Origin of the sequence: Auritidibacter sp. NML100628, assembly GCF_003185985.1 — a bacterium.
Classification (GTDB): domain Bacteria; phylum Actinomycetota; class Actinomycetes; order Actinomycetales; family Micrococcaceae; genus Auritidibacter; species Auritidibacter ignavus.
The window spans coordinates 34,943-53,708 of the sequence record NZ_QHLP01000009.1 but is presented as its reverse complement, the minus strand read 5'-3'; the positions used below and the strand labels follow the sequence as shown (position 1 = coordinate 53,708).

General features: G+C 59.1%; 16 protein-coding genes. 2 read left to right on the top strand and 14 right to left on the bottom strand.

What is annotated here, in order from left to right:
* Window positions 1–61: 61 nt before the first annotated feature.
* From murG to dinB, 13 genes are all read right to left on the bottom strand, one after another.
* Window positions 62–1,216: an undecaprenyldiphospho-muramoylpentapeptide beta-N-acetylglucosaminyltransferase gene (murG, locus tag DCC24_RS07625; RefSeq protein ID WP_110099324.1), complete on the bottom strand. Its 1,155-nt coding sequence runs from the start codon at window positions 1,214–1,216 to the stop codon at window positions 62–64.
* A complete protein-coding gene (ftsW, locus tag DCC24_RS07620; protein WP_208392065.1) occupies window positions 1,216–2,565 on the bottom strand; it encodes a putative lipid II flippase FtsW in 1,350 nt (449 codons plus the stop codon). The genes murG and ftsW overlap by 1 nt, the downstream gene beginning before the upstream one ends.
* 39 nt (window positions 2,566–2,604) lie before the next feature.
* Complete coding sequence (gene murD / locus DCC24_RS07615) at window positions 2,605–4,179, bottom strand: UDP-N-acetylmuramoyl-L-alanine--D-glutamate ligase (RefSeq protein WP_110099323.1); 1,575 nt, start codon at window positions 4,177–4,179, stop codon at window positions 2,605–2,607.
* Entirely contained in the window at window positions 4,161–5,267 is a 1,107-nt protein-coding gene (gene mraY, locus DCC24_RS07610) for a phospho-N-acetylmuramoyl-pentapeptide-transferase (protein WP_110099367.1), read from the bottom strand. The genes murD and mraY overlap by 19 nt, the downstream gene beginning before the upstream one ends.
* Complete coding sequence (murF, locus tag DCC24_RS07605) at window positions 5,264–6,772, bottom strand: UDP-N-acetylmuramoyl-tripeptide--D-alanyl-D-alanine ligase (RefSeq protein WP_110099322.1); 1,509 nt, start codon at window positions 6,770–6,772, stop codon at window positions 5,264–5,266. Before murF ends, mraY begins: the two co-directional genes overlap by 4 nt.
* A gap of 12 nt (window positions 6,773–6,784) precedes the next feature.
* Entirely contained in the window at window positions 6,785–8,581 is a 1,797-nt protein-coding gene (locus DCC24_RS07600; protein ID WP_110099321.1) for a Mur ligase family protein, read from the bottom strand.
* Window positions 8,575–10,365 (bottom strand): penicillin-binding protein 2, encoded by a 1,791-nt coding sequence (locus DCC24_RS07595; protein WP_110099320.1) that lies wholly within the window; start codon window positions 10,363–10,365, stop codon window positions 8,575–8,577. The genes DCC24_RS07600 and DCC24_RS07595 overlap by 7 nt, the downstream gene beginning before the upstream one ends.
* 89 nt (window positions 10,366–10,454) lie before the next feature.
* Complete coding sequence (locus DCC24_RS07590; protein ID WP_110099319.1) at window positions 10,455–11,198, bottom strand: cell division protein FtsL; 744 nt, start codon at window positions 11,196–11,198, stop codon at window positions 10,455–10,457.
* Window positions 11,195–12,217, bottom strand: coding sequence for a 16S rRNA (cytosine(1402)-N(4))-methyltransferase RsmH (rsmH, locus tag DCC24_RS07585; RefSeq protein WP_255410803.1), 1,023 nt, complete (start codon window positions 12,215–12,217; stop codon window positions 11,195–11,197). Before rsmH ends, DCC24_RS07590 begins: the two co-directional genes overlap by 4 nt.
* Window positions 12,218–12,398: 181 nt before the next feature.
* Entirely contained in the window at window positions 12,399–12,830 is a 432-nt protein-coding gene (gene mraZ / locus DCC24_RS07580) for a division/cell wall cluster transcriptional repressor MraZ (protein WP_110099318.1), read from the bottom strand.
* Window positions 12,831–13,095: 265 nt separating this feature from the next.
* Entirely contained in the window at window positions 13,096–13,284 is a 189-nt protein-coding gene (locus tag DCC24_RS07575; RefSeq protein WP_110099317.1) for a hypothetical protein, read from the bottom strand.
* A gap of 198 nt (window positions 13,285–13,482) precedes the next feature.
* Window positions 13,483–13,872, bottom strand: a complete 390-nt coding sequence (locus DCC24_RS07570; RefSeq protein WP_110099365.1) for a DUF3040 domain-containing protein — start codon at window positions 13,870–13,872, stop codon at window positions 13,483–13,485.
* A 122-nt stretch (window positions 13,873–13,994) separates the two neighbouring features.
* On the bottom strand, window positions 13,995–15,296 hold the full coding sequence (gene dinB / locus DCC24_RS07565; protein WP_110099364.1) for a DNA polymerase IV: 1,302 nt from the start codon (window positions 15,294–15,296) through the stop codon (window positions 13,995–13,997).
* A 77-nt stretch (window positions 15,297–15,373) separates the two neighbouring features.
* Here dinB and DCC24_RS07560 point away from each other — a divergent pair, with 77 nt between their 5' ends.
* Window positions 15,374–16,474 carry a polyprenyl synthetase family protein gene (locus DCC24_RS07560; RefSeq protein WP_233242844.1) on the top strand — a complete coding sequence of 367 codons (1,101 nt, stop codon included), beginning with the start codon at window positions 15,374–15,376 and terminating at the stop codon, window positions 16,472–16,474.
* A gap of 29 nt (window positions 16,475–16,503) precedes the next feature.
* Here DCC24_RS07560 and DCC24_RS07555 read toward each other — a convergent pair whose 3' ends face one another.
* The gene (locus tag DCC24_RS07555) at window positions 16,504–16,875 is read right to left on the bottom strand and encodes an Rv2175c family DNA-binding protein (RefSeq protein ID WP_110099316.1); all 372 of its coding nucleotides are present in this window, start codon (window positions 16,873–16,875) and stop codon (window positions 16,504–16,506) included.
* Window positions 16,876–17,128: 253 nt separating this feature from the next.
* Between DCC24_RS07555 and DCC24_RS07550 the strand changes: the two genes are divergently transcribed.
* Complete coding sequence (locus tag DCC24_RS07550) at window positions 17,129–18,760, top strand: LysM peptidoglycan-binding domain-containing protein (protein WP_110099315.1); 1,632 nt, start codon at window positions 17,129–17,131, stop codon at window positions 18,758–18,760.
* Window positions 18,761–18,766: the final 6 nt, after the last annotated feature.

Sequence of the window (18,766 nt, the reverse complement as noted above, 5' to 3'; positions counted from 1 at the left end):
GGGAGGTGTTGGTCGGTGCTGGTTGGGTGCGAGCTGGTTGGCTACGAGCTGGAGCGAGACGTTAGTCGCCGGCGTGCTGGGTGACCACCTCGGTGACGATCTGGGCCATCACCTCATCGGCATCGGTCACCCCTTGCGCGGCGGCGGCCTCCGCCATGGTGGCCAGCCGTTGCGGATCGGTGAGCAACGCCGGTAAGTGGGTCCGGACCCACTCGTCGGTGAAGTCCTGGTCGTCTACCATCACTGCGGCCCCAGCATCGACGAGCCCGGCGCCGTTGAGGCGTTGCTCGCCGTTGCCGATCGGTAGCGGCACGAGGACAGCGGGTTTGCCCACGGCTGCCAACTCGCATACGGTGCCTGCTCCGGAGCGGGCTACCACCAGATCGGCGGCTTGAAAAACGGTTTCGAGCCCGTCGATATATTCGACTTGCCGGTACCCGTCCTGGCGGATCGGTGCGCCGTTCTCGTCCAATATGGTCTTGCCTTTTCCGGTCAGGTGCAGGATTTGGGCACCCGTGGCAGTCATCGCCTCACGGCTGGCAGCAATGGTCTCATTGAGGTGCTGGGCCCCGGAGGACCCACCGGTGACCACCACGGTGGTGCGGTCGGGGTCTAATCCAAGACTCTGACGTGCCCGGCGTTGGGCTGCGACGGAGGTGTCCAGGGTGGTGATTTCACGTCGCAGGGGCATGCCCACATGACGGGCACCAGGTAGCGGAGTACCTTCAAAGGCGGTGGCGACCGCGGCGGCCCGACGGGCACCGACCTTATTCGCCAGTCCGGGGCGAATATTGCCTTCGTGGACCACCACCGGGATCCGCTCGCGTTGTGCTGCCAAGTAGACGGGGGTCGCCGCGTATCCCCCCACGCCAACGACCACCTGCGCGCGCCTATCACGCAGGATCTCACGGGAGGCTTTGATCGCTGCACGCAACCGGAAAGGCATGGAGAACAGGTCCTTATTCACTGTTCGTGGCATCGGGACTTTGGGGATGGTTACTAACCGGAAGCCAGCTGCAGGCACCAGGTCGGCTTCGAGTCCTTCACGGGTACCGACCATGGTGATCTCAGCCTGTGGGTGGGCGCGCTGGATGGCCCGGGCGATTTGAATCATCGGTGACACATGGCCTGCGGTGCCACCGCCAGCCAAGACCACCCGGAGCACGGGTGGGGTGGCTGTTGAGGCGGTCGAAGTCGTGCCGGATCGTGGGCTCATCAGGAATTGACCTGCTTTCTACCAGGACGCCGCAGGGGCGAGGGTTTCTTCGGTGTGGTGCCAGGCACCGGGGCCGTCATCGACATGTCCTCGGTACCGGTGACTTCAGAGTGGTTGGCGTGGTGCTGTGTGCTGGGTCTTTCCGCATCGGCCGGCGGTGGCCCCAGCGGGGTGGTATCGTGGCTTGGCTCGTGCTCGGCCAGCTGGTCCCGGCGTTCTTGTCTGGTGAAGCTCAGCACTACCCCGACCGCCAACATGGCCATCATCATTGCCGAGCCACCGCGGGAGATAAACGGTAGTGGCACTCCGATGACCGGAAGCAGGCCGGTCACCATTGCGATATTCAAGAAGGCTTGGCCGATCAGCCAGGCGATAATGGCACCGGTGGTGATGCGCACGAAAGCGTGCTGGGTGCGAATAGCGACCCGAAACATCCCGATGGCCAGCACGATAAATAATGCCAGGGTAGCCAGTGCCCCCAGTAGCCCGAGTTCTTCACCGAGGATCGTGAAGATAAAGTCGTTTTCGGCTTCGGGGATATAGGACCATTTTTGACGCGATTGGCCCAATCCGACCCCCCACCAGCCTCCCGAGGCGAGGGCGTAGAAGCCGTGGTCGGACTGGTAGCACGGGTCCGAGGGATGATCGCAGTTACCGAACCAGGCGCCGATGCGCAACATGCGGTTATCGGACTGCATGGTGACCACCGCAACCCCGATTAGCCCGATTATTCCGGCCAGCGCGAGCCAACGGAACTTAATCCCTGCCATAAACAACAGCACGGCCAGCACCAGTAGCAAAACCAGCCCGGTGCCGAGATCTCGTCCCACCAGCACCAGGAGGATGATCATCCCGCCAACCGGCACCACCGGAAGCACCAGGTGTAACGGGTGGGTCGCATAGCGACCTTTGAGGGCGAGCACGTGGCCACCCCAGAGCGCCAGACCCAGCTTGGCTGCTTCAGCCGGCTGGAAAGAGAACCCGCCAATGCGCAACCAGTTACGATTCCCGTTAACTTCATGGCCCAGCGGGGTGAACACCAGGACCAACAGCAAGATGGAAGCGAGCACGATCCCCCAGGCCAAACGTCGCAGGGTTTCGGGTTTCAGTCGGGCGACCACCACCATCAGGATTACCCCGGCCAGGGCGTAAACCCCGTGGCTGAGCAGTGAGTCGTAGGACCCCACGGTGCCAATGTTTTCAACCGAGGAAGCCGAAAGCACCATCAACACTCCGAGAGCCGACAGCGCCAAGGTGGATCCCAGGATCAGCCAGTAGGAGGTTTTAGGCGATGACCCTTCAAGCCAGCGCCACACTCGTGAGTCCGAGGAGGAGTCAGCTGTGCTCATAACCTCGGTCTCCTGTCTGCGCTGGTGGTGGCTGAATGTCTACGACTCGTCGTCAGGTGCGTCGGTCGGCGGTGGGGCGATCCCCAGGTGTTGTCTCACGGCGTGCTGGAAGGCGTCGCCACGGTCTCCGTAGGAGCTGAACTGGTCGAAAGAGGCCGCAGCCGGAGAAAGCAACACCGTGTCTTCGTCGTCTGCCAGTTGCGCGGCCAACTCGACCACGTGCGTCATCACCGACCAGCCATCGGTGGGGTCACTGTTAGTGTCTCGCAGATACTGGGTGTAGACGGGGACCTCGGGTGCGTGTCGTGTGAGTGCCTCGGTCACAGGTGCTGGATCAAGACCGATCACGATAACAGCTTTCAGTCGCGAGGCGTGATCTTTCACCAGTTGGTCGTAGCTGAGTCCCTTGGGTAGGCCACCGGCCACCCAGATCACCGAGTTGAAGGCTTTCAGCGCCGCGTCGGTGGCATGCGGGTTGGTGGCCTTCGTATCGTCAATCCACAGGGTTTGCAGGGTCTCCCCCTGAGGCCCCCCAGCAATGAGTTCCACCCGGTGCGGTTCGGGAGCGTAGTTGCGTAGTCCCTGTTTCACCGCTTGGGGTGGGACGTCAATAGCCCGGACCAGCGCGGCGGCAGCCAGGGCGTTGGCGACCTGGTGCTCGGGGACGATCACGCCAATATCGGTAATGGCCGCCAGTTCCAAAGCGGAGTGGTGGCGGTCTTCCAAAAAGGCCCGGTCAACCAGCAACCCGTCGACCACGCCAAACATGGACCGAGCTGGTACGTCGGTGGTGAAGGAGATCGCGCGACAGCCTTCCTGCACATCGGCGTTTTCAACCATTCGCATCGTGGCCGGCTGGTTCTCGTTGAAAATACAGGCCACCCGGGTGTTCTCGTAAATCTTGGCTTTATCAGCGGCATAGTTATCGAAACCGCCGTGCCAGTCCAGGTGGTCTTCAGCTATGTTGAGCACCGCTGAGGCAGCTGGTTCGAAGTGGTGAGTCCAATGCAACTGGAAACTCGACAGCTCGATGATGAGCACATCGAAGCCTTCGGGACGGCGGATGGCATCCAGAATTGGGGTGCCGACATTGCCGACAGCAATGGCGTCGAGGCCGGCTGCTTGGGCCATGGACTCGGCCATGGTCACCACGGTGGTTTTTCCATTTGTTCCGGTCAGGGCCAGCCATTCAGCGGTGCGCCGACCCTCACGGATACGCACCCGCCAGGCCAAATCAATTTCTGACCAGATCGGTACCCCGGCGGTGGCTGCGGCAGCTAGGACGGGTTGAGCGGGGTTCCAGCCCGGCGAGGTGACCACCAACTCCAGGGGCCCGTCCCAGAGGTTCTCATCGGGTAGACCGGATACCGCCTGGTGACCGAGCAGTACCTCGCGCACGCCGACAATTTTCAGCGTGTCGGCGGCGTGACGGCGCTTGTCGTCGTCCTGGCCGTCAACCACCACGACCTCAGCGCCAAGTTCGGCCAGCGTGTCGGCCACCGAAAACCCGGTCACACCGAGCCCGGTGACCAGCACGCGAAGCCCGGCCCAGTCGGAGTCCCAGGTGGTCAGGGCCGATAGATCATGATGCACTGTCACCGCACGATCACCCATTCTGCGTAGAACATGGCCAGACCGGCCAGCGCGCACACCAATCCGACCAGCCAGAACCGAACGACCACGGTGACTTCGGCCCAGCCTTTGAGCTCAAAGTGGTGTTGTAACGGGGCCATCAGGAACACCCGCTTACCACCGGAGAGCTTGAAGTATCCGACCTGAATAATCACCGACAGCGCAATGGCCACCATCAACCCGGCCAAGACCACCAGCAACAATTCGGTGCGAGACAGAATTGCGAAGCCAGCCAGGGCACCACCCAGGGCCAACGAGCCGGTGTCTCCCATGAAAATTTTGGCAGGATTCGTGTTCCACCACAGGAATCCGATCAGACATCCGGTCAGGATAGCGGCCAGCAGGGCTAGGTCCATGGGATCGCGGGTCTGATAACACCCCGGCAGGTCTTCTGGCCCGCTACCGCAGGCCTGGTTGAGCTGGAAGACTGTGATAGCCCCGTAGGCCATGGTCACCAGCGCCACCGCGCCAGTGGCCAGACCGTCGAGCCCGTCGGTCAGGTTAACCGCGTTGGTGGTGGCGGTGGTGATCAAATTAGACCAGATCACAAACAGCACTACACCCACCACAGGTCCGGCAAAGGCCAGGTCGATACTGGTGTCGCGGAAGACAGAGATCGCAGTGGAGCCGGGAGTTAGTCCTCGGTCGTCGGGGAAGTTGAGCACCAGGATTGCAAAAGCAATACCAACCACGCCCTGCAGGATGATCTTGGCCCAGGCAGTCAGTCCCAACGAGCGTTGATTAGAGATCTTCGCGAAGTCGTCAAAGAAGCCGACCAGCCCCATTCCGGCGGTCAAAAACAGCAAGAGGAGCCCGGAGGCGGTGACTCCGGCATTGCCCAGCCCCATCAGGGACATGATGCCGTGGGTCAGGAAGTAAACGATCACCAGGTTCCCGACAATCACTGCCCCACCCATCGTGGGCGTACCGCGTTTGGTCTGGTGGCTGGTGGGCCCATCTTCACGGATGAATTGGCCGTAGTGTTTTTTCACCAAGACTTTGACCAGTAGCGGGGTGCCAATCAATGTCAGCACTAGCCCGAGCGCCAGCCCGATCAGGAGTCCGATCACTGCAGGTCACCTTGCCTTGGGGTTGTTGGGTCAGCGGTGAGCCGGTCTGCAAGTTTCCACAGGCCGGTCGAGTTCGATCCTTTAATAAATACAATGTCGCCGGGCTGAAGGCGCTGGTTGAGTAACTGTTCGGCCTCGTCGATGTCAGCCACATGGTCCACTTCGTCGCCCCAGGAGCCTTCCATAACCGCTCCAGTATAGAGCGGTCTGGCTTGTTGTCCGACCACCACCAGCTGCGAAATATTCAACCGGACCACGGCTTCACCGATGTGGATATGCTCTTTGATGCTGTTGGAACCCAGCTCGAGCATCTCCCCGAGCACCGCCCAGGTCCGCCGGCCGGTGCTACGTCCGGTGAGGGCCAATGTTTTCAGTCCGGCCCGCATGGATTCGGGATTGGCGTTATACGAGTCGTCGATGATGGTAATGCCGTCTGCTCGGTCGGTGCGGGCCATCCGGTGCTTCGAGACTGGCCCGCGTCCGTGCAGGAGGCCCCCGACCGTCTCCGGGTCGAGACCTGCCGTCACAGCCACGGCAGCGGTTGCAGCCAGATTCGTGGCGTGGTGGATACCGGTCAGTCCGCTGGTGACATAAGCTGTCGTCAGTTGTAGATCCGCCGGCTGCCCGGTGGGATTATATCCCAGGTAGAAGTGGGGGCGTTCGTTGTCGTCGGTGCTCAACTCGGCGGTGTAGACAATGGGTGCGTAGGCACTGTCATGGCGGTTGGCGGTGGAAAACCACAGCACCTCAGCCCCCTCGGGGACACGCTCTGCCATGGAGGCCACGCGCGGGTCATCAGCGTTGAGCACAGCGACCCCACCCTGGCTGAGACCTTCAACAATTTCGCCCTTCGTTTTGACAATATTCTCCACCGACCCGAAGGAGGCGGTGTGCGCGGAGCCAACGGTCAGTGCCACGGAGATATCCGGGCGCACCATCCGGCACAGGTCGGCAATATTGCCCACATGGTCGGCTCCCATTTCGACCACTAGATACCGGGTGGTGAGGCTGGCGCGGAAGATGGTCAACGGCACGCCCACTTCACCGTTATAGGAGTTTTGTGGGGCGATAACCGCGTCCGGGTCATCGGAGGCGACCGCCTCGGACAACAGCCCAGCGAGGAGATCCTTGGTGGTGGTTTTTCCGACCGAGCCGGTAATGCCAATCACCGTAGTGGGTGAATGTTCACGAATCCGGGCCACAATGTATTCGGCGAGATCACCCATGGCGACCACCGTGTCAGCGACGATAATACCGGGAACCGGGGTCCCGTTGTCATCGGAGACTTCGCGTTGCCCCAGCATCAGTTTCGCCCCGCGCTCCCGTGCGCTGAGCACAAAGTCGTGACCGTCGGCAAATTCTCCCGGTTTGGCCACAAACAATCCACCGGCGGTGATCTCGCGGGAGTCGGTGGTAGCTGAGTTAACGCTCGTGTCCGGATCGGTGCCAGCAACGAGCTGACCACCGGTCGCATCGGCAATCTGAGCAGCGGTGAGTTCAATCATAACGAGACGAGTTTATCCGTTACGGCTTTCGACCTGCTCACGACGCGACGAGTCCTCTCGTATTGTGACATATCCGTAATCCATCAGAGCCTGTTCTAAGGCCACTCGGTCGTCGAGCTCTACCGAGTGGGTGCCAAAGTCCTGGGAGGTCTCGTGCCCGCGACCGGCGGCCAGGATGATGTCGTGTTCTCCCGCCAGCTCTACGGCGTACGCCAGGGCCTTGTTGCGCGGGGCGATTTCGTGCAATGCGGTATCCAGCCCGTGTTCCTCGATGCTTTGGCGGGCCCCGGCCATTACGTCCAAGCGGATGGCAGTCGGGTCCTCGGAGTGCGGATCGTCATCGGAGACAATGACAATGTCGGCTCCGCGCACCGCAATGTCTCCCATCACCGCACGTTTAGTGGTATCGCGTTCGCCGGTGGCACCGAAGACCAGGATGGTTTTGCCCGGGTGCTCTGCAATCTGGTGTGCTTGGTTGACCGCTTCCAGGGCCTGGTAGAGCCCGTCAGGGTTATGGGCAAAGTCGACAATGGTGGTAGGAGCATTGGCGACAATTTCCATCCGCCCGGGCACCCGCACCGCACGGAAGGCACCGGGCTGGTCTTGGGTGGTTTCAGTCAACACGTTGGTGATCTCATCCCAGCGTTCGGTGGGATATCCGGTGAACAGCATCACCGCGGCCAGGGCGGCGTTGGCGACATTGAATTCACCGGGTAGGCCCACAGCGAGGTCGAGACAGAACCCGTCCCGGTGTTGCAACGTAAACACCGATCCTAGCCGGCGTGGCTGCAGATCGGTCACCTGCCAGATGGCGGGAATCTCTGCTTTGGTCAGCGCCGGATCAGCGATCTCGTGGGAGACGGCCGCTGGGCCGAGATCCAAGGTAATCACATGGTCGCCAAATGTATCGTCGCCATAGGCGGCCAACGCATGCTGGGCCATGTGGTAGCCGTAGTCGATCTGTGGGCCACCGTTGAGAGTGATCACCGAGGTCTGGGAATATTCGGGGGTGAACAGTTGCGCTTTGGCCAGGAAGTACTCCTGCATGCTCCCGTGCAGGTCCAGGTGATCCTGGGTGAGGTTGGTGAATCCGGACACAGCGAACTGCACGCCAGCCACCCGGCGATAAGACAGCGAATGGGAAGAGACTTCCATGGCGGTGGCTTGAATCTCACGCTCGCGCATGCTGGCTAATAACGCGTGCAGGTCGGGTGCTTCCGGGGTGGTGAATTTAGCCGGCACGTTGGCCCCACCGACCTGGATCTCGATCGTGCCGACTAGCCCGGTGGTCAACCCCATACCAGATAGCCCGGATTCCAGCAGGTAGGTCGTCGTCGTCTTGCCGTTGGTGCCGGTGACCGCATAGATCTGCGGGGCCCCGGGCGTGGCGACGGTGCCGTAGATCAGTGCCGAGACCGCACCGATCACCTCGCGGACCTGCTTGACCACAATGACCGGCAGTTGCTGACCCGAGGGATGTTCGCGCAGGATTTCCAAGCCTTCCGCATCGGTCAGGATGGCGACAGCGGGGGCGGCCACTGCGGTTTCGATAAACCGTGCGCCATGGACTTTCGCGCCGGGGACCCCAATGTAGAGGTCTCCGGATTGCACGTCGCGCGAATCCAACGCCACACCGGTAATTTCCGGGGTGTCCGTGCTGTGGGTTTGGGATGACTCGTCCTGGCCCGGGGGCACCACAATGGCCGGGGAGCCGGCCTGCTCGAGCACCGCAAGTACCTCGTCGATGCTATAGGCAGGCTGGTGCTCTGGTCGGAAGGAGGGGTTGTGTTGAGTCAAAGGATCTACCATGGGCGCTTCTGTGGGTCGTCGACAAATACGTCGTAGGCTTGCGAATCGGTTGTGGAGTGAGGCACCGAGTTCTTATTCAGAACGTAGGACATTACATCTGCTGCAGTATCGGTGACCTGCCAGGATTTCCAATTCCCCTCGGGGCGATACACCGTAACGGACACCACGTACTCGGGGTCTTCCAGCGGTGCCACCATCGCGTAGGTGGTGACGTGGCTATCATAGCCACCCGATTCACCGGCGACCTGACCGGTACCTGTTTTACCGCCAACCCGGTAACCGGGAATCTTGGAGGCACCACCGCTGCCGTTTTCGACCACGCCCTCCATGAGTTTCAGCATCTCGTCGGCGGTTTCTTCGCTGATCACCCGCTGGTCTTCACCGGCATCGTAAGCGTGCTCGGTGCCGTCGGGGTCCACGTAGGCGTCAATGAGTCGCGGATTCTTGCGCACTCCCCCGTTGGCCACGGTCTGGAAGATTTGGGCAGTGTGCAGGGCGGTCACGGAGTAGCCCTGACCGAACGTGGTGGTGAACTGTTGACGGCGGTCCCAGTCTTGCCAGTTGGCAAACTGCCCGGAAGAGGAATAGGGCAATCCGAGATCGATCGGATCTCCGATACCGAATTTTTTCATGTAGTCGTACCGCTGTTCTTTACTCAGCGTTTCGGCCACCTGCACCGTGCCGGTGTTATAGGACCGGGCGAAGATCCCGGCGGTGGTCATGTCATAGGTATCGTGTGGCATCGAGTCATTAATGACCTCGTGATCGAACTCCTGCTTATTCGGCACGGTATGGGGAGTAGTCGGGCCGACACCCCCTTCGTTCAGCGCGGCAGCAAAAATCGAGACTTTTCCGGTCGAGCCGGGTTCATAGGCCTGAGTCACCGAGGTAGGGCGCCAAAACAGTGAATCCGTTTTCGATGGATCGGAAGGATCAACCGTGGTGGAATCCGCGAGAGCGAGAATATTGCCGGTCTTGACTTCCTGGACCACAATATTGCCCCATTCGGCGTTGTACTCATCGACCTTTTCTGCGATCGCTTCCTGGGCGTACCACGAAACATCCTGGTCAATGGTCAACCGCAGGTCTTGGCCGTCGACCGGCTCGGTTTCTTCAAACGTGGCATGAGGGATCCGTACCCCGTTGGCGGCGATTTCAAACGTTCGCTCCCCGGGGGTACCTTCCAGAGAGGCTTCCTGGGATTGTTCCAATCCCTCCAGCCCGTGGCCTTCTTGGCCCAAGAAGCCCAAAATATTACCGGCCACGGCGCCATTGGGGTAACTACGCTCGGCGACAGGTTCAGCAATCAGACCGGGAATGTCCAGATCCAAAGCTTCATCACGGACCTCGGGGGTGACCCCGCGGGTGATGATTTGGTAGGGGCTATCACCCATCATTAATGCCCGCAGATCATCTGGGTCCATGTCCAGAATGGTGGCCAGTTCATCGATCCGATCATCGATGTCGTATTCTTGATACGAGCGACTTTCTTCGTCCCAGACGCGATAATCCTCGTTCAAGCGTTGATCGGCCACCAAGTTATAGCGGGACACTGATTCGGCGAGCACGTTGCCGTTCTTATCCAGGATCGAACCGCGTTCGGCCGGCAACGGAACCGACCGCAGCCGTTCATTCATGGCTTCATCGGCAAAACCTGCCGCATCGACCCCCTGAACCCAGACCAGACGAGTGGCGAGGACCCCTAGCAACACCAGAGCGACGGCAATGATCCACCGAATCCGCAGACGCGTGGTCATCGCGGGGTGCTGATGCTGTGATGTCATGCCACACTCATCCTTTAACGTTCTAGCCTGTTCGTCATCACTGCTGTGACTGGTTGGCCCTTGTTGGCCATGGCACCTCGTGGAAGGCATCAGGGGATGCTGATCTGAGGCGACGACATCCTCGTCTCATCCAATTCTGCATCACCGTTGGCCGATGACTCGGACCTTTGGCTCGTGTCGGAGGGACGACCAATCTCAGGGCCGTCCACCTTGCGGTCAATCTCGAGAGTTTTCGGGACCGGTTTGGCATCCACAGCCACCGGCTCTTCGCGTGCTTGGCGTTGGGATTCCGCGACCTCGACCTGGCGTCCTTCCGAGGCCGCAACCGTAGGTGATCCCACGAACTCCGTCGGGACGTTGTCGTCAGACGCCGCTTCGGTGGTACCCGAGATTTTCCCGCTGTCGAGATTGATGGAGGCGGAGGCTCCTGGCAACACCATTCCCATGTCGACGGCCTTCTGTGCCAGATTCTGAGGAGCTGCCAGATGAGCGACTTGCTGTTCGAGGTCCTCATTCTTTTCGCGTAACTCCGAGGTCTGAGAGTTCAAATCCAACAGCTCGTACTGTTTATTGGAGACCGAAATATTGATGACCAACACGACAATCAATGCCGCCAGTAGCACAGCAACGGAAAAGATGACTGTCCCCATGGGAGTGGCTCGCAACGGAGCCGTGACCACAGCAAGGTGGGGACGACGTCGCGTGGCTGTCTCGTGTTTTGGCTGGGTCGTCGGTAGTGGGGCCTTGACGGCACTCGAACCGTTGACCACAGGAAGCTTATCGGCCGTTGCCGACGAGGCTGTCTGGCGGATGCTCTGGGGGGAAGCGCTCATCCGTTACTCCTGGTGGGTCTAATTTTTTCAATGACCCGGACGCGGGCGGCTGCAGCCCGGGGATTCTGCTCGATCTCAGTCGGTGTGGGTTTTTCCGTCCCTTTGCTGAGAATTTTCACCACCGGCGCGTACCCTTCGACTTCCACGGGGAACCCAGCAGGAGTCAGTGATTGCGCCTGGTGTTGAATAGCTTTTTTGACGATTTTGTCCTCTAGGGATTGGTAGCTCATGACCACCATGCGTGCGCCGATCGTCAGGACCGCCATGGCAGCGGGTATAGCGCGGGTGAGGACCTCGAGTTCGTGATTGACTTCCACGCGTAGGGCTTGGAAGGTTCGTTTGGCCGGATGACTGCCTCGGTGCGCCGCGGCAGCTGGGATAGCGCGGATAATCGTCTCAACTAGTTCTTGACTGCCACGATACGGGCGCTGTCGTCGCGTTTTGACGATCTCTGTGGCAATTCGTCGGGCGAATTTTTCATCGCCGTAGTTGCGCAACACTCGTTCCAGGTCGGCTTCCGAGTACGTGTTAACCACGTCGGCGGCGGTGAGCTGATCGGTGGGGTCCATGCGCATATCCAGCGGAGCGTCATAGGAGTAGGCAAAGCCACGGGATGGTTCATCGAGCTGATAGGACGAGACACCTAGATCAAACAGGATTCCGTCAACGCCGTCCAACCGGGTCTGCAGTTGCGTCTCGGCGGCCTGGATCGCAGCAGAGATTTCATCGTAGGTGCCGTGAAAACTCACCAGCCGGTCGGAAAACTCCCCAAGCCGTTGTTGTGCCATCTGCAGAGCCTGAGTGTCACGGTCAATGCCGATTATTCTCAGATCGGGATTATCGGAGAGCAAACGGTGAGTGTGCCCGCCCATACCCAGCGTGGCATCGATGACCACTGGGCGACGCTTCTCAGACCGCGCAACCGCCAGCCCCTCATTCAGATAGGACACCACGCGATCGATCATCACAGGAGTGTGGCGACGTGCAGCGTTTTCGTCCGGTGATACGGAATGATGCACGGTCGCCTCCTTCACTGATCCGATGCGCGTTACTCCTCTAGACGGTTCTTGATCCAGATCCCCAGCCGGATACCCTGGCCCAGGGGAAGACAGGCCAGCGAATCCTTCGGCTGGAGGTCTGAATCAAGACACCACGTTCGAGATGTCCCCATCTCGTCTGTTCAGTTATGGTCGGACCGTTTTAGAAGATTCCGGGAAGAACTTCCTCATCGGTTTCCGAGAAGGCAGTTTCTTGTTCCTCGAGGTAGTTGTTCCAGGACTCAAGATCCCAAATCTCAGCGCGTGTACCAGCACCGATGACCGCGACATCCCGGTCGAGACCGGCATATTCGCGCAGTGACACCGGAATAGTGATCCGTCCCTGCTTATCCGGTACTTCGTCCGAAGCACCCGAGAGGAAGACACGGATGTAGTCGCGTGCTTGGCGTGATGACAGTGGCGCTGAACGCATCTGTTCATGCACTCGTTCAAACTCCCGAGCCGAGAACACATAAACGCAATGCTCTTGACCGCGAGTGAGAACGAGCCCATTGGCCAATTCCTCCCGGAATTTCGCCGGAAGAATCAGTCGTGACTTCTCATCAAGGCGAGGAGTGTAGGTGCCCAAAAACATGACCCCACCACCTCTTCCTTGTTGAGTGTCTCAGAGCGTCCTCTGAGCCACCGCCCTCTACCTGCCTCCACTTTACCCCACTTCGCTCCCCCCGCAACCAAATCCGGGCGTTTTCAACTCAAAAAATGCTGAGAATTCTCGAGAGCACGGACGATGCAGCCACCGAAATTTCCCCAAAATCGGCATGATTCTGCGGTTAAACGGACGGTAGAGCACAGTGGGGATGACCTTGGGAGCAAAGTGGAGGGATTTTTCGCACAGGCCGTCAAGCGTCGTTAAAAAAACCGTCGACGCCAGCACCACCGGCTGCCAACAGCAAGGTGGAAGGCCGCTGCTGGCGACGACAGTCAACCCCATCGAGATCGGCCAAATGCGCGTGATCATGCGGATCCAGCGCAAACATCGAGGTTTTGTCCACCGAGTTCTTGAACGCCCGGTCAGCTCTTGCCCCCATGGGCAGACAGACCTCGCTGCCCGAGTGGAGGAAGGTGGAGGGGAGAATGCGGAGGGCGGTGGGGTGGGGTGTGGAGCACTATAAGCAGACCAGTTAAGCGCATGAAAAAACCGTGTCGCCGATGCGTGATCCGCACTGCGGACACATCAGGCGACACGGCCTTTTGTCTGAAGTTTTTGCCGCGTCGTTGAGACGCGGTTAGGGCTGTTGGTTACGACGCTGTTCCCAACGCTCTTCAAGACCGCTCATGAAACCCGACGATTGCTTAGACGAGGACTTCTTGGACTGACCTGTTGAGTCTGACGCGTTGGCCTTTTCGGTTTTGCCACGCAGCGTCGTGAAAAAGACACCACCGGCCATCATGACGAACCCGAGAACACCAACCCAGATCTGGTTAATGGTCACCCCGGTAAGGAGCACGACCAAACCGACCACGGCAATCAGCACGCCCAAGACGATATTTCGAGTGGAGAGCTTCCGGGCGGAGGAACCCTCTTGTATCTCCATCTGTGACGCAAACTGAGGGTCGTCACTGAGTTGCTGCTCAAGTTGGGCAAGAACCTCTTGTTCACGCTCTGATAACGCCACGATAGCCTCCTCGTCCAGCACATCAACCCGGAAAATGCGCTTCGACCACTGTCCTTGTACCTATAGTAAGTCTTATAGCTGGAAGAACGCCAAAAAAGCAGAAATACTTCCCGAGGCCTTGATCACTCGGAATCTTCACCGATTCGTTCTTGTCGGTGATGTTTAAGTAACGTAGCTGGTTTCAGCCCAGCATCAGGGAATTTGGTGTGGATTTCGTCCATCACAGCATCGGTTCTAGCCAGAGACTCCCCGGAGTTTCTGCGGTCAGACGGCTGTGAGTCTTCACTGACGTGCCAGGAAAACAAAGCCTCCTGTGCGGTGGCGGTTTCGTCGCTTGTCTCAAGGGAATCGGCATCGATCAGGCGTTCCCCACGCACCCCTAGGAGGCGCAATGGGTGCCACCGTTGTTGCATCAGCTCAGCCAAGAGCTCCTCGGCGACCGTAACGATCTGTGCACCCGAGGCGGTGGGGTGCCTCAGTCCCCGGGACTTATTGCGAGTGGCGCGGTGGTCATCTTTGACCTTCACCACAATACCTCGAGCCTGGGCGCCTTCGCTCCGTAGCCGGCGAGCGCATTCATAACTGAGATCGAGCAGATATCGGTGCACTTGCTCAGCGGAGACCAGGTCCTGATCAAAGGTATGCTCGACGCCGACTGATTTCGAGTCGCGTTGTGGCACCACCGGTCGCGGATCAATACCACGGGCCAACTGGACGAGATCGGGACCGACCACCCCCAGCCACCGACGCATTCGTTGCGGGTCCTGAGTTGCCAGATCACCAACCGTGAGGATATTGGCACTCTGGAACCGTTCGAAGAGTTTCGGCCCAACGCCCCAAATGACATTCACCGGCAGAGGGGCGAGGTATTCGGCTGTTTGTATTGCCGGGACCACACCTAACCCATCGGGTTTTGACCGGGTGGACGCAATCTTGGCCACGGATTTGTTCATCGCGACCCCGACGGTAGCTGCCAAACCTGTTCTCTCACGCACTGCCTCCTTGACCTGCACTGCGATCTCTGCCGGAGGACCGAGGCGTCTACGCGCTCCTGAAATATCGAGGAAAGCTTCATCAATAGAGAGCCGTTCCACCAACGGGGTGAAAGAGGTCCAGATCTCAGTTAGTTGAGCCGAAATGGCCGTGTACTTCTCCCGGTGTGGTTCCAGGACCTCCACCTGAGGGTACAGAGCTTGAGCGTGTGCGAGGGGCATCGCTGATTTGATGCCATATGCACGAGCCTCATAGGAAGCCGAGGTCACCACCGATCGAGGGCCATGGTGCGCCACCACAGCGGGTTTGCCTGCCAATTCGGGGCGTTGCAATAACTCCACTGACAAAAAGAACGCGTCCATATCAATATGCAAAATGGTGGAATCCCAGCTGGGGTCTTGCTGTTGATTCCTGTCTGTCTGCGCGCCCATGTCTCCACTGTAGTCACATGGCAGGTAGCGTGGGAGCAGAGCGCCGCCGACCACGTTGGCATCAAGGTAGGAGTATCGTGTCGTCCCAAGCATCCTCATCCGCCGGCAGAACTGCCGAACAGTTTCGTACCAAGCTTGCCTCCTATCTGGACACGTTTCTTCAGCAGTACCGTGACCGGGCTGAGCAGATGTCCGAACAAGCGGTTGACCTGGTCGATGAAATCTCCCGTTTGTGCTCCGGCGGTAAACGCGTTCGCGGTTTGCTCGCTTGGTATGGCTGGCGAGCTGCTGGGGGCTCAGCAACAGATCACCGCATCGTTGAAGCAGCGGCAGCATTGGAACTTTTTCAGGCTGCTGCCCTGATTCACGATGACATTGTGGACCGCTCCGATACCCGTCGCGGTGGCCCCTCGGTCCATAAATCCTTTGAGGCCTTGCACAGCATCAAAGGTTGGACTCAGGATGGCTCTCACTTTGGCGTAGCCGCCGCGGTTCTGGCCGGAGATCTGGCCCTGTCGGCCAGTGAAGAGTGCTTTAGCGCCGTGGCGGATGCCACCCCGTATGCAGCAACCGCCACCTCGGCATTTCAAATGATGCGCTTCGAAGTGATGACCGGGCAGTATCTGGATCTCGTCTCGGAAGTAGATGTATCCGCTATTTCTGCTGAAGCAATGTTGCAAAGGGCTCGCACTGTGCTACGCCATAAATCAGCCCACTACACCACCGTGTGGCCGTTTGAAATCGGTGCTATTCTCGCTGGGGCCGATGAAAATACCCTGAAAAAACTACGACGTTTTTCCACCCCCCTTGGCATTGCCTTCCAGCTTCAGGACGATATTCTCGGCGTCTTTGGCGATCCCGAACTGACCGGAAAACCCGCGGGAGATGATCTTCGGGAAGGCAAGCGGACCGAGTTGGTCGCTCACGCGCTGTTATCCCTGGACGCCGCCGGCCGAGAAACGTTGACCTCAGCTTTAGGGACCGAGGACCTCAATGATGTCTCGGTGGCTGAGATTCAAGATCTTCTCAAAGACTCAGGTGCCCTGCAACGTGTGACAACGGAGGTCTCACAGCTCGGTTCGGAAGCGCTAACCAACCTGAATAATCTCAACCTCGATGATCGCACCCGATCCGAGATCATCGATCTGACCCAACGGCTCCTGCACCGCAAGAGCTGACCTGTCAGCGTTACTGTCCTGTGAGCCAGTTACCAGGCCAACGCCTGTGCGCGACGCCGGATTTCAGCCTTCTGACCAGCGCGCAACGCATCAATAGGACGACCCGGAAGCGACTCGTCCTCGGTAAACAACCAGCGCACGATGCCTTCGTCATCAAACCCTGAATCCGACAGCACGATAATGGTCCCTTTGAGCGAGCCTAATAAACCTCGGTCGTCGAAGAACTGCGCCGGCACGCTCCGCACGTTATTCTCTCCGCGACGCAGAGCGATCAGACGGCGGTCACGAATCATGTTGTGAACCTTGGTGACCACCACGCCCAAACGCTCTGCGACCTCTGGCAGGGTTAACCATTCCCCGACCAGGTGATCGAGATCTGATGTTTCTGCTTCTTGAGTCATGCCTTAAAACTATCGGATAACCATCAATTCACAATGCCCCATGTCACCCGGGAATCACGCATTCTCCGGATTTCGCGAACATTGCACGGCGTGTCGCTAAAAAAGTGTCTCCCTCACTTCACATTAGCCCCATCAGTGTTGTAACTTTACATAGGTAACATTTTCATCAACAACACCTTGTTGCTACTCCTGTCACATTGATCTCGGGAGAACTTCCCCTGGCTACAGGTGCCTGACGCAAGAGGATATATCTATGTCTCAGCGCGCATCCGGTGCCTCCCGGCTCTATACGACCGCCATCGCAGGGACCACGTTGCCCCTGGTCACTCTGGGGTCCGTGGCCGCAGCACATGCTGACGTTCCCGCGGTCCAATTCGAACCAAAGACCGCGTCGCCAGCCAATATTGCCTCCGCACAGCAGATCATCACCAAGCGGGTCAGCGCTTCCCGAGGCACTGTGACCGAGCTCCCGGCCTCTCTGAGTTCAGCTAAAATCCCGGCCGGGCGTCAGTCTGAAAAGATTTACACCGTGAAACCTGGTGACACTCTTTCTCACATTGCCGCCCGGAACAACGTTTCGTTGTCTCAGCTGCTACGCTGGAACCCGGACCTGAGCACGCGTTCTGTGATCTACCCGGGACAGAAAATCAAGCTCTCTGGCACCAGCACCGGCTCAAAGAAACCCTCACGTCCAGCAACCAACACAAAAACCACCTCCGGCAACGCAGGCTCATCACAGTCCTCGACCTATACCGTCAAACGAGGAGACACCCTCTCCGGCATCGCCGCCCGCCACGGAGTCTCACTCTCGACACTGCTCAACGCCAACGGACTGAAGACCAGCTCGATCATTTACCCGGGACAGAAGATCAAGCTCTCTGGCACCAGCACCGGCTCAAAGAAACCCTCACGTCCAGCAACCAACACAAAAACCACCTCCGGCAACGCAGGCTCATCACAGTCCTCGACCTATACCGTCAAACGAGGAGACACCCTCTCCGGGATCGCCGCCCGCCACGGAGTCTCACTCTCGACACTGCTCAACGCCAACGGACTGAAGACCAGCTCGATCATTTACCCGGGACAGAAGATCAAGCTCTCTGGCACCAACACCGGCTCAAAGAAACCCTCACGTCCAGCAACCAACACAAAAACCACCTCCGGCAACGCAGGCTCATCGAAGTCCTCGACCTATACCGTCAAACGAGGAGACACCCTCTCCGGCATCGCCGCCCGCCACGGAGTCTCACTCTCGACACTGCTCAACGCCAACGGACTAAAAGTCAGCTCCCCCATCTATCCGGGTCAGCAACTCAAGCTCTCCGGGTCATCAAAAGCAACCACCGGATCCGTCGGAACCGCAAGCGGGTCCACCAACTCGGGCTCCGGCCAGCCGAAGCAGTTGGTGGGTAATACGTTCTTGCACTACACCTACCCGGATCACGTGGTAGCGAATGCGAATGCGAATAAGCAGGCTCTACTCAATGCTCCAACCCCTTCCCGGGCGGAAGTGCAAGCGATGGTGCGTGACACCGCCATCCGCATGGGCGTCGATCCGAAACTCGCGTTGGCTCACGCCATGGCAGAGTCGAGTTTCGATGCCACCGCGGTCTCCCCGGCCAACGCTATTGGTGTGATGCAGGTGATTCCTTCCTCCGGTGAATGGGCATCCCAGATGGTTGGTCGGAAACTGAACTTATTAAATCCTCAGGACAATATCACTGCGGGGATCGCCATCATCCGCCACTTGCAACGGACTTCCAGTTCCCTGGACATTGGCATTGCCTCCTACTATCAGGGACAGGCCGGGGTGCGGAAGAACGGTATGTACCCCGACACCAAGGACTATGTGAAGAAGGTCCGCGGTTACATGCAACGGTTCTAAACCGGC

Coding starts and splice junctions, on each gene's coding strand:
- murG (WP_110099324.1), bottom strand. CDS start 1,216: ATGAGCCCACGATCCGGCACGACTTCGACCGCCTCAACAGCCACCCCA.
- ftsW (WP_208392065.1), bottom strand. CDS start 2,565: ATGAGCACAGCTGACTCCTCCTCGGACTCACGAGTGTGGCGCTGGCTT.
- murD (WP_110099323.1), bottom strand. CDS start 4,179: ATGGGTGATCGTGCGGTGACAGTGCATCATGATCTATCGGCCCTGACC.
- murF (WP_110099322.1), bottom strand. CDS start 6,772: ATGATTGAACTCACCGCTGCTCAGATTGCCGATGCGACCGGTGGTCAG.
- DCC24_RS07600 (WP_110099321.1), bottom strand. CDS start 8,581: ATGGTAGATCCTTTGACTCAACACAACCCCTCCTTCCGACCAGAGCAC.
- DCC24_RS07595 (WP_110099320.1), bottom strand. CDS start 10,365: ATGACATCACAGCATCAGCACCCCGCGATGACCACGCGTCTGCGGATT.
- DCC24_RS07590 (WP_110099319.1), bottom strand. CDS start 11,198: ATGAGCGCTTCCCCCCAGAGCATCCGCCAGACAGCCTCGTCGGCAACG.
- mraZ (WP_110099318.1), bottom strand. CDS start 12,830: ATGTTTTTGGGCACCTACACTCCTCGCCTTGATGAGAAGTCACGACTG.
- DCC24_RS07575 (WP_110099317.1), bottom strand. CDS start 13,284: ATGGGGGCAAGAGCTGACCGGGCGTTCAAGAACTCGGTGGACAAAACC.
- dinB (WP_110099364.1), bottom strand. CDS start 15,296: ATGGGCGCGCAGACAGACAGGAATCAACAGCAAGACCCCAGCTGGGAT.
- DCC24_RS07555 (WP_110099316.1), bottom strand. CDS start 16,875: ATGACTCAAGAAGCAGAAACATCAGATCTCGATCACCTGGTCGGGGAA.
- DCC24_RS07550 (WP_110099315.1), top strand. CDS start 17,129: ATGTCTCAGCGCGCATCCGGTGCCTCCCGGCTCTATACGACCGCCATC.